This window comes from Mameliella sp. MMSF_3455, from assembly GCF_030733205.1.
Lineage (GTDB): Bacteria > Pseudomonadota > Alphaproteobacteria > Rhodobacterales > Rhodobacteraceae > Antarctobacter.
Genome location: NZ_JASHJL010000080.1, coordinates 1 through 9,647 on the forward strand (window position 1 = coordinate 1; position 9,647 = coordinate 9,647).

The 9,647-nt window shown below is 64.7% G+C and carries 11 protein-coding genes; 8 read left to right on the top strand and 3 right to left on the bottom strand.

All coding sequences use genetic code 11. The features are described 5' to 3' along the window. Window positions 1-134 precede the first annotated feature (134 nt). Complete coding sequence (locus tag RBB42_RS27480) at window positions 135-515, top strand: VOC family protein (protein WP_305970731.1); 381 nt, start codon at window positions 135-137, stop codon at window positions 513-515. On the opposite strand, the gene RBB42_RS27485 is transcribed toward RBB42_RS27480, so the two are convergent. Next, entirely contained in the window at window positions 512-709 is a 198-nt protein-coding gene (locus tag RBB42_RS27485; protein WP_043138168.1) for a DUF6324 family protein, read from the bottom strand. The two genes, RBB42_RS27480 and RBB42_RS27485, sit on opposite strands and share 4 nt — an antisense overlap. Window positions 710-801: 92 nt before the next feature. Between RBB42_RS27485 and RBB42_RS27490 the strand changes: the two genes are divergently transcribed. Beyond that, the gene (locus RBB42_RS27490) at window positions 802-1,281 is read left to right on the top strand and encodes a GNAT family N-acetyltransferase (protein ID WP_305970730.1); all 480 of its coding nucleotides are present in this window, start codon (window positions 802-804) and stop codon (window positions 1,279-1,281) included. Window position 1,282: 1 nt separating this feature from the next. Here the strand turns inward: RBB42_RS27490 and paaG are convergent, their stop codons facing one another. Together paaG and RBB42_RS27500 are read right to left on the bottom strand one after the other, a co-directional pair. Beyond that, window positions 1,283-2,071, bottom strand: a complete 789-nt coding sequence (gene paaG, locus RBB42_RS27495) for a 2-(1,2-epoxy-1,2-dihydrophenyl)acetyl-CoA isomerase PaaG (protein ID WP_305970729.1) — start codon at window positions 2,069-2,071, stop codon at window positions 1,283-1,285. A 53-nt stretch (window positions 2,072-2,124) separates the two neighbouring features. After that, the gene (locus RBB42_RS27500; RefSeq protein ID WP_305970728.1) at window positions 2,125-2,616 is read right to left on the bottom strand and encodes a MarR family winged helix-turn-helix transcriptional regulator; all 492 of its coding nucleotides are present in this window, start codon (window positions 2,614-2,616) and stop codon (window positions 2,125-2,127) included. 62 nt (window positions 2,617-2,678) lie between these two features. On the opposite strand from RBB42_RS27500, the gene RBB42_RS27505 reads away from it, so the two are divergent. The 6 genes from RBB42_RS27505 (at window position 2,679) to boxB (ending at window position 9,583) form a co-directional block, all read left to right on the top strand. Continuing rightward, complete coding sequence (locus tag RBB42_RS27505) at window positions 2,679-3,233, top strand: MarR family winged helix-turn-helix transcriptional regulator (protein WP_305970727.1); 555 nt, start codon at window positions 2,679-2,681, stop codon at window positions 3,231-3,233. 226 nt (window positions 3,234-3,459) lie between these two features. Continuing rightward, entirely contained in the window at window positions 3,460-4,989 is a 1,530-nt protein-coding gene (locus tag RBB42_RS27510; protein WP_305970726.1) for a benzoate-CoA ligase family protein, read from the top strand. Further along, window positions 4,986-5,804: an alpha/beta fold hydrolase gene (locus RBB42_RS27515; RefSeq protein WP_305970725.1), complete on the top strand. Its 819-nt coding sequence runs from the start codon at window positions 4,986-4,988 to the stop codon at window positions 5,802-5,804. The genes RBB42_RS27510 and RBB42_RS27515 overlap by 4 nt, the downstream gene beginning before the upstream one ends. 2 nt (window positions 5,805-5,806) lie before the next feature. Further along, a complete protein-coding gene (locus tag RBB42_RS27520; protein WP_305970724.1) occupies window positions 5,807-6,241 on the top strand; it encodes a DUF309 domain-containing protein in 435 nt (144 codons plus the stop codon). Window positions 6,242-6,387: 146 nt separating this feature from the next. Beyond that, complete coding sequence (gene boxC / locus RBB42_RS27525; protein WP_305970723.1) at window positions 6,388-8,046, top strand: 2,3-epoxybenzoyl-CoA dihydrolase; 1,659 nt, start codon at window positions 6,388-6,390, stop codon at window positions 8,044-8,046. Between the two features lie 85 nt (window positions 8,047-8,131). After that, complete coding sequence (gene boxB / locus RBB42_RS27530; RefSeq protein ID WP_305970722.1) at window positions 8,132-9,583, top strand: benzoyl-CoA 2,3-epoxidase subunit BoxB; 1,452 nt, start codon at window positions 8,132-8,134, stop codon at window positions 9,581-9,583. The last annotated feature ends 64 nt before the right edge of the window (window positions 9,584-9,647 follow it).

Genomic DNA, 9,647 nt, shown 5'->3' on the forward strand with positions numbered 1-9,647 from the left:
ACCTGGGCTGACGGGACCGGGGCTGACGGGACCGGGGGGCAATTTCGCGGGTGGGCCCGGACAGGGGTTGCCGGGCGGGACGGATCCGGCCCACGATGTCGGGAACGGTCCCTTGTCATCGGAAAGGAATTGCCATGGAACTTGGTGCGTTTTCGGTCAGCCTCTCGGTCCGTGACCTGGGCGCCTCAAAGACGTTCTACGAGGCGTTGGGGTTCCGACCGATCGGCGGCGTGGTCGACGAGGGATGGCTGATCCTGCGCAACGGCGACAGCGTGATCGGCCTGTTCCAGGGCATGTTCGACGGCAACATGCTGACCTTCAACCCCGGCTGGCGGTCCGAGGATGAGGTTCTGTCGGACTTCACCGACATTCGAGAGATCCAGGCGCGCCTGCGTGCGCAGGGGATCGAGCCGGAAAAAGGCACGGACGACGAGGGGGCGGGACCGGCCTGCATGACGCTGGTCGACCCGGATGGAAACCGGATCTTTCTGGACCAGCATGTGCCCAAACCCTAGCGTTTCTTCGGTTTTGCCTTGCGCGCGGTGGCGGCGGCGGCGCGCAGTTCCTCGGCGATTTCCTCGGCCTCGACCGGGTCGAAGTCCATCGGGATCTCGATCCCGTCGGCGAGGATGAACAGCCGGACCATGCCGGCGTCGGTGGGGCCAATCTGGAGGTTGGCCTCGATGTCGCGTTCGTCGTTGATGCCCATCTGCCTCTGCCTTCTCTGAGACCCGCGAAAGATCGTCGTGACCTAGCGGCGAAAGGCTTGATTTGCAAGCGGTGCGGGGGTTTCTTCCCCGCATGACAATCGACCTGAAACACCTTGGCCCGGGCGACATCGACTGGCTTGTCGATCAGCACGCGCGGCTTTACGCCCGCGATGAGGGCTTTGACGAGAGCTTTGCGGTGCTTGTGCGGCAGATCCTCGAGGATTTCGCGCGCGATCATGACCCGGCCTGCGAAAGATCCTTTATCGCGTGGGACGGGGATCGGCGGCTGGGCAGTATCTTTTGCGTGCGCGAGGACGAGGTGACCGCCAAGCTGCGCCTTTTCCTGCTGGTGCCGGAGGCGCGGGGCAAGGGGCTGGGGCGGACCTTGCTGGAGGCCTGCATGGGGTTCGCGCGGGAAACTGGCTATCGCCGGATGGCGCTCTGGACGCATCAGAGCCACCGTGCGGCCTGCGCCTTGTACGAAAGATCGGGCTGGCGGCTGGTCCGCTCCGAGCCGAAGGTGAGTTTCGGCACGGAGGTCGTGGAACAGGGCTACGAGGTGGACCTGTGAGTCAGCGCTCGCCGGTGAATTTCGGCGCGCGCTTGTCAAGGAACGAGGCGACACCCTCGGCATAGTCGGGGTGTTCGCCGCAGGCCTTCATCAGCTCGGCCTCGAGGTCCAGGTGCGCGTCCAGCGTGTTGGTCGTGGCGGCGGTGATCGCCTCCTTGGTGCGGGCATAGCCAAAGGTGGGGCCCTCGGCGAACCGGGCCGCCAGCTTGCGCGCCTCGTCCATCAGGGCGCCGTCCGGCAGCGCCTTCCAGATCAGGCCCCAGTCCTCGGCCTTTTGCGCGGGCAGCGGTTCGGCGGTCAGGGCCAGGCCCATCGCGCGGGCGCGGCCGAGGAACTGCGTCAGGTGCCAGCTGCCGCCGGTGTCGGGGATCAGTCCGACCTTGGAGAAGGACTGGATGAACTTGGCGCTTTCGGCGGCCAGCACCATGTCGCAGGCCAGCGCGACCGAGGATCCGGCCCCGGCGGCCACTCCGTTGACGGCGCAGATCACCGGCATTTCCAGCGCGCGGATCTGGCGGACCAGTGGCGCCCAGTAGTTGCGGACGGTCTCACCGAGGTCGGGCGGGCCATCCATCTTGCGCGGGTCGCGGTCGCCCAGGTCCTGCCCGGCGCAAAAGCCGCGCCCGGCGCCGGTCAGCAGGACGGCGCGCTTGGCCTCGTCCGCCGCCCGGGTCAGGACGGCGCGCAGGGCCAGGTGCATTTCCGGCGTGAAACTGTTCAGCCGCTCGGGCCGGTTCAGCGTGATTTCCAGCCAGCTGCCGTGATCGGCGACAAGAATGGTGTCCGACATGTTCCCCTCCTCAAGGCGATTGTCGCGTTGGATGGCACGGGCGCGCGGCGGGATCAATCTGTCCCGGTCTTGGTCGCGGGCTTCTCCGGCGGCATCCGCAGCGGCGCGCGGGTGCGATCGTTGCCCGCGATGGCGACCTTGGTGGCCAGGCGGATGAACTCGCGCTTTTCGTCCTCGTCCAGTCCCACCAGAAGGTTGCGCTGCATCTCTTCGACGATGGGGCGGATGTGGGCGATGCGCTCGGCGCCCTCGGGCGTCAGGGCCAGCACCTTGGCGCGGCGGTCCTTGGGATTGGTCCGGCGTTCGATCAGCCCCTTGGCGCAGAGCCGTTCGATCACGCCGCCGATGGTGGCACGGTCATGGGCGATCATCCCGGCCAGAGTGGCCTGGTCGATACCGGGATGTTCCTGCAGCATGGCAAGGGCCGCGAACTGCGGCGAGGTGAGGTCGACACCCGCTTCGCGCATGCGTTCGGCAAAGATCGAGGCCGAGAGCTGTTGCAGCCGTCGGATCAGGTGGCCGGGCATTGTGTAAATGTCTTTCATCGGGCCATGATCGGACGGGCAAACGAAAGTGACAAGCACGCATATTGTCATGATACTGTCTTTTGTCCGGCGTTGCCGGGCAGGTCTGCCGCGATGCGCCCCGCCTGCTGTACGAGGTCTGGCGGGACGACAAGATGAAGAAAGGGTCGGGGATGGAACGACCGGATGCGGGTCTGAGGCAATTGACGGTCTATCGGCTGCGGCGTGCCACGGTGCAGATGCTGTCGACCATATCGCAGGAACTGGCGCCTTTCGGTTTGCGGCGGACCACCTTTTCGGCGCTGGCCGTGGTGGTGGACCGACCGGGGCTGCGACAGACGCAACTGGCCGATGCGCTGGCGATCGAACGTCCCAACCTCGTCAAGATCGTGGATGAACTGGAGGCGGCGGGTCTGATCCAGCGGTGCCAGGCCGAAGGGGACCGGCGCGCCTATGCGCTGCATCCGACAGAGGACGGCGAGTTGCTGCATCGGCGTGCCTACGAGGCGGTTCAGGCGGCGGATCGGCGGTTGATGCAGGGGCTGTCCCCGGCCGAGGTGCAGGCGCTGAACGCCGCGCTGCACCTGATCGAGGAGAATGCCGGGGGCCCGGTGGATGCGGAGCCCAAGGGCGACTGAGCCCGGTTTTCACGTTGCTTTCCGCATTATAATGCACATTTTTGGAATCTCCTCATACTTGTTGCATCAAATTGCATATCGCGCAAATAAGGTGTACGCTTATCAAAATGACGATTCCGCGCTGTCCGCAGGCTGGATCGTCGCGGCGCGTCATGGGTGCGGTTCGATCGGGGAGGATCGCTGCACCGGATAAGGGACGGGATGACCGGCAGGAGGAGGCCAAGTCATGAATGGAAACGCAGCGATATATTTCGTGGACCGCCACGTTGACGAGGGGCGCGCCGACAAGGTGGCTTTTCGCGAGGCGGACGGCCGCAAGCGCAGCCTGACCTACGGCGAGCTGGCCGAGCAGACGGGCCGCTTTGCCGGCGCGCTCTATCGCCACGGGGTGCGGCGCGAAGAGCGGATCGCGATGATCGTGCAGGACCAGGTCGAATTTCCGGTGATCTTCTGGGGGGCGCTCAAGGCGGGGGCGATCCCCGTGCCCCTCAACACGCTTCTGTCGGCCACGGTCTACGAGTCGATCCTCAGCGACAGCCGGGCCTCGATCCTGGTGGTGTCGGAGAAGCTGTGGGAGACGGTCAAGCCGGCGATCGAGGACAACCGCTTTCTGCGGGCCGTCGTGGTGATCGGCGCGGCGCCGGAGGGCACCGAGAGCTATGAGGATTTCGTTGCCGATGCGCCGGTCGAGGAACCGGTCGAGGCGTTTGAGGACGAAATGGCCTTCTGGCTCTATTCCTCGGGATCGACGGGGCAGCCCAAGGGCGTGCGTCACGTCCATTCCAGCCTGAAGGCCACCGCCGATACCTTCGGCGCGCAGGTGCTTGGCATCCGCGAAGAGGACACTGTCTATTCCGTCGCCAAGATCTTTTTCGCCTACGGGCTGGGCAATGCCATGTCCTTTCCGATGGCGGTGGGCGCGACGACGGTGCTGCTGTCCGGACGGCCCACGCCCGAGGTGGTCTTTGCCATCCTGGAGGCCGAGCGGCCGACGCTGTTTTGCGGGGTGCCGACGCTGTATGCCGCGATGAACGCCGCGATGGACAAGATGGGTGTTCCGGCCCATGCCATGCGGCTGTGCACCTCTGCCGGCGAGGCGCTGCCCAGGGAGGTCGGGGAGCGCTGGTTCAAGATGACCGGGACGGAGATCGTCGACGGTGTCGGTTCGACCGAGATGCTGCACATCTTTCTCAGCAACCGGCCCGGAGAGATCGTCTATGGCACCTCCGGCACACCCGTGCCGGGGTACGAGGTGCGCCTGGTCGATGAACACGACGAGGATGTGGCCGAGGGCGAGGTGGGCGAACTGCTGGTGCGCGGGCCTTCGGCGGCGGACGGCTACTGGAACCGGCGGCACAAGTCGCGGTCGACCTTCGAGGGGCACTGGACCCGCACCGGGGACAAGTACGAATGCACCCCCGAAGGGCGCTACGTCTACTGCGGGCGGACGGACGACATGTTCAAGGTTTCCGGCATCTGGGTCAGTCCCTTCGAGGTCGAGCAGGCGCTGGTGGAACATCCCGCGGTGCTGGAGGCGGCGGTGGTCGCCTGTGCCGATGAAAAGGGGTTGGATAAGCCCAAGGCCTTTGTCGTGCTCAAGGAAGGGCAGGAGGCCGCTGCGGTCGACGGGCTCAAGGAGTTCGTGAAGGACAAGATCGGCATGTGGAAATACCCGCGCTGGATCGAGGTGGTCGAGGACCTGCCGAAAACCGCGACGGGGAAAATTCAACGATTCAAGCTGAGAGGGGCGGCATGACTGCTGAATGGACGGAAAGCGGCCGGTTGAGCGCCGGCGGCAAGGAACTGGAATACGCCTGCTACGGACCCGCGCCGGACAAGGCGCCGACGCTGGTGCTGCTGCACGAGGGGCTGGGCTGCACCGCCTTGTGGCGGGAGTTCCCCAAGGCGCTGGCCGAGGCGACGGGCTTTGGCGTCTTTGTCTTTTCGCGCGCGGGCTATGGCCAGTCGGACCCGGCGGACCTGCCGCGCCCGCTGGACTACATGACGCGCGAGGCGGTGGACGTGCTGCCCGAGGTGCTGGAGGCGATCGGCTTTCGGCGCGGGGTGCTGGTGGGACACAGCGACGGCGCGACCATCGCGGCGATTTACGCGGGCAGCGTGTCGGACCTGCGGGTGCGCGGGCTGGTGCTGATGGCGCCGCATTTCTTTACCGAGGAGATGGGGCTGGCCGAGATCGCCAAGGCGAAAGAGGCCTATGAGACGACCGACCTGCGCGAGAAGATGGCACGCTATCACCGGGACCCGGACAATACCTTCCACGGCTGGAACGACAGCTGGCTGCACCCGGATTTCAAAGCCTGGAACGTGGGCGACGTGATCGACTATCTGCGGATCCCGGTGCTGGCGGTGCAGGGCAGGGAGGACCAGTACGGCACGCTGGCCCAGATCGACGAGGTCGAGAACCGCAGCTATGCGCCGGTGGACACGCTGATCCTGGACGACTGCCGCCATGCGCCGCACCTGGACCAGCCGGAAAAGGTGGTTGCGGGCATCGCGGAGTTCTGCGCCTGGCTGGAGCGGATCGAAGCCGCCGAACCCGAGGTCGCGTGACCATGTCGGCCTGGCACAGGCCGACCCACGCCCATGTGCCGGGACAGAACGCCCGGCACCCGGAGGGCGCGTTCGATCACATCAGGGCCTCGGCCCGGCAGGGCATGACCCCGGCGGAGATGGCGGAAAGCGAGGCTTTCCGCCACGGTCTTTTTTACATCGACAGCGGCTTCTACTGGGAAGCGCATGAGGTGCTGGAGCCGATCTGGATGGCCTTGCCCGAAGGGCAGGACCGCCGTTTCCTTCAGGCGCTGATCCAGACCGCCAATGCCTTTCTGAAACAGGAGATGATGCGGCCGGGGGCGGCGCTGCGGCTGTGCGGGATCGCGCGAGGGCTGCTGCCCCCGTCGCGCGAGGCGCAGGTCATGGGCATTGGCGCGGGTCGCGTCCACGCCATGCTCGATTCCCTGGAAGTGGAGTTGAGGTGTGCAAAATAATGCACAACAATGGTCACCATTGGCAGATATTTGTCAAAGTAACTGAGTTTAAACGATTTATTTTGTGCTCTATTGTGCATACATAAGTTTACTTACTTTCCGCTTTGATGTAAGTTGGCTGCAGCTTCGCGACCAGGGAGGACCCGATGACCAAGATGATCGACTTTCAGACCGACCCGACAAAATACCGCCATTGGCGTGTCGAGTATGACGGCCCGGTGGCCACGCTCATCATGGATGTCGACGAGGACGCGGGGCTCTTCGAGGGGTACAAGCTGAAGCTCAATTCCTACGACCTGGGCGTGGACATCGAGCTGAACGATGTCGTGCAGCGGATGCGGTTCGAGCACCCCGAGGTCAAGACCGTGGTCATGAAGTCGGGCAAGCCGGGCGTGTTTTGCGCCGGTGCGAACATCCGGATGCTGGGCGGTGCGGCGCACAGCCACAAGGTGAACTTCTGCAAGTTCACCAACGAGACCCGCAACGGGTTCGAGGCCGCCGAAGAGGAGAGCGGCCAGAAATACATTGCCGCCGTCAAGGGCGCCTGCGCCGGGGGCGGGTATGAACTGGCGCTGGCCTGCAACCACATCATGCTGACCGATGACAGCACGTCCTCGGTGGGTTTGCCCGAGGTGCCGCTGCTGGCGGTTCTGCCGGGCACCGGGGGGCTGACCCGCGTCACCGACAAGCGCAAGGTGCGGCGCGATCTGGCCGATATCTTCTGCTCGATCGAGGAGGGCGTGAAGGGCAAGCGCGCCAAGGACTGGCGCCTGGTGGATGAGGTCATCCCGAACTCGAAATTCGATGATACGGTGATGGAACGGGCGAAGGAATTCGCCGCGGCCTCGGACAAGGCGGACGTGGCGCAGGGCATCCAGCTGGGTCCGCTGGCGCGGACCATCACCGAAGACGCGGTGAGCTATTCGCTGGTCGAGGTCGAGATCGACCGCAAGGGCCGCAAGGCGACGATCACGCTGAAAGGCCCCGAAGAGGACGCGCCCGCCGACATGGACGCCTTTGTTGCCCAGGGCGACCAGGCCTACATGCTGAAGCTCTGCCGAGAGCTTGAGGACGCGATCCTGCACCTGCGCCTGAACGAGATGGAAATCGGTCTGTGGGTGTTCCGCACCCAGGGCGACCCGGAAAAGCTGGCCGCGCATGAGGCGCTGATGGCCGACAATGCCGATCACTGGCTGGCCAACGAGGTGCGTCACTACTGGAAACGCACGCTCAAGCGGATCGATGTGACCTCGCGTTCGCTGGCGGCCTTCGTCGAGCATGGATCATGCTACGTCGGCGTGCTGGCCGAGATCCTGTTCGCGGTGGACCGCAGCTACATGATGGAAGACGAGTTCGAGGGCGACAACCGCCACATGGCGACGATCACCCTGACCAAGGACAACTTTGGCCCCTATCCGATGGGCAACGGCCTGACCCGGCTGGAAACCCGTTTCCTGGGCGAGCCGGAGCATGTCGAGGAGTTGAAAGGCAAGATCGGCGAGGCGCTGGAGGCCGAGGAGGCCGATGAGCAGGGCCTTGTGACCATGATCCTGGATGACATCGACTGGGAAGACGAGGTGCGGATCTTCATGGAAGAGCGCGCCAGCTTCAGCCCCGATGCGATGACCGGGATGGAGGCAAACCTGCGCTTTGCCGGGCCGGAGACGATGGAAACCCGGATCTTTGGTCGCCTGACCGCCTGGCAGAACTGGATCTTTAACCGCCCCAACGCGGTGGGGGCCGAGGGCGCGCTGCAGCGCTATGGCACCGGCGTGCGCGGAGACTACAACATGGAACGCGTCTGACGCGTTCGGCATGGCGGGGACCTTCCCGCCCTGCGGGCCCCGGCGAAGGCCGTTCCCGTGACACCACACCCAAAGGGAGAGAGAGATGCTCGATCTGATCAACGTGAGCTATGACACCCAGATCCCGAACAACGTGGGTCTGTCGTCCGACAAGAAAGTGCTGAAGGCGCTGTCGAAATGGCACCCCGGCTACCTGGACTGGTGGAACAAGCTGATCCCGCAGAACTTCCAGGAATCGATGGTCTACCTGCGCACCGCCGTCAGCGTCGACCCCAAGGGCTGGGCCAAGTTCGACTACGTCAAGATGCCGGAATATCGCTGGGGCGTGCTGTTGGCGCCGCAGGTCGAAGGCCGCACCATTCCCTGTGGCGAACATGCCGGCCAGCCGGCCTGGCAAGAGGTGCCGGGGGAATACCGCAACCTGATGAAGCGCCTGATCGTCATCCAGGGCGACACCGAGCCGGGCTCGGTCGAACAGCAGCGGTTCCTGGGCCTGACCGCGCCGTCGCTCTACGACATGCGCAACCTGTTCCAGGTGAACGTCGAGGAGGGCCGCCACCTCTGGGCGATGGTCTACCTGCTGCAGAAATACTTCGGCAAGGATGGCCGCGAAGAGGCGGATGACCTGCTGATCCGCTCGTCGGGCAGCGAGGAAGCGCCGCGGATGCTGGGTGCCTTCAACGAGGAAACGCCGGACTGGCTGTCCTTCTTCATGTTCACCTATTTCACCGACCGTGACGGCAAGATGCAGCTGGAATCGCTGGCACAGTCGGGGTTCGACCCGCTGTCGCGCACCTGCCGCTTCATGCTGACCGAGGAAGCGCACCACATGTTCGTGGGCGAGACCGGCGTCGGCCGCACCATCCAGGCCACCGTCGAGGCGATGAACAAGGCGGGCATCACCGATCCCTATGATGTGGGCAAGATCCGCGACCTGAACGTGATCGACCTGCCGACCATCCAGAAGAAGCTCAACCTGCACTACACGCTGAGCCTCGACCTGTTTGGCCAGGAGGTTTCGACCAACGCGGCCAATGCCTTCAACGCGGGCATCAAGGGCCGGTACATGGAGAACCGGATCGACGACGACCACATGCTCAAGAACGACACCTACAAGGTGCTCGACCTCGAGGATGGCAAGATCGTCGAAAAGGACGTGCCCGCGCTGACCGCGATCAACATGCGTCTGCGTGACGACTATATCCGCGACGCGGCGGGCGGCGTGAAACGCTGGAACAAGATCATCGAGAAGGCTGGGATCGAGTTCGAGCTGAAGCTGCCGCACCAGGCCTTCAACCGCAAGATCGGTATCTTCGCGGGCCACAACTTCGACCCGGACGGCAACCATGTTTCGGGCGATGAATACGACAAGGGCCTCACCAAGTGGCTGCCGACCCATGCGGACGGGGATTACATCCAGTCGCTGATGAAGCCGGTCTACGAGCCGGGCAAATACGCCAGCTGGATCGCGCCGCCGAAGGTGGGCATCGACAACAAGCCGGGCGACTTCGAGTACGTCAAGCTGCACATGGCCTGATGCGGCGGGGGCGGGGAACCCTCCGTCCTTTCCGAACCAACGGGCGGGGGGGGGGGGGGGGGGG

Bases quoted from the DNA above. Each gene is read 5' to 3' on its own strand.
- RBB42_RS27480 (WP_305970731.1), top strand. From the start codon at position 135: ATGGAACTTGGTGCGTTTTCGGTCAGCCTCTCGGTCCGTGACCTGGGC.
- RBB42_RS27485 (WP_043138168.1), bottom strand. From the start codon at position 709: ATGGGCATCAACGACGAACGCGACATCGAGGCCAACCTCCAGATTGGC.
- RBB42_RS27490 (WP_305970730.1), top strand. From the start codon at position 802: ATGACAATCGACCTGAAACACCTTGGCCCGGGCGACATCGACTGGCTT.
- paaG (WP_305970729.1), bottom strand. From the start codon at position 2,071: ATGTCGGACACCATTCTTGTCGCCGATCACGGCAGCTGGCTGGAAATC.
- RBB42_RS27500 (WP_305970728.1), bottom strand. From the start codon at position 2,616: ATGAAAGACATTTACACAATGCCCGGCCACCTGATCCGACGGCTGCAA.
- RBB42_RS27510 (WP_305970726.1), top strand. From the start codon at position 3,460: ATGAATGGAAACGCAGCGATATATTTCGTGGACCGCCACGTTGACGAG.
- RBB42_RS27515 (WP_305970725.1), top strand. From the start codon at position 4,986: ATGACTGCTGAATGGACGGAAAGCGGCCGGTTGAGCGCCGGCGGCAAG.
- RBB42_RS27520 (WP_305970724.1), top strand. From the start codon at position 5,807: ATGTCGGCCTGGCACAGGCCGACCCACGCCCATGTGCCGGGACAGAAC.
- boxC (WP_305970723.1), top strand. From the start codon at position 6,388: ATGACCAAGATGATCGACTTTCAGACCGACCCGACAAAATACCGCCAT.
- boxB (WP_305970722.1), top strand. From the start codon at position 8,132: ATGCTCGATCTGATCAACGTGAGCTATGACACCCAGATCCCGAACAAC.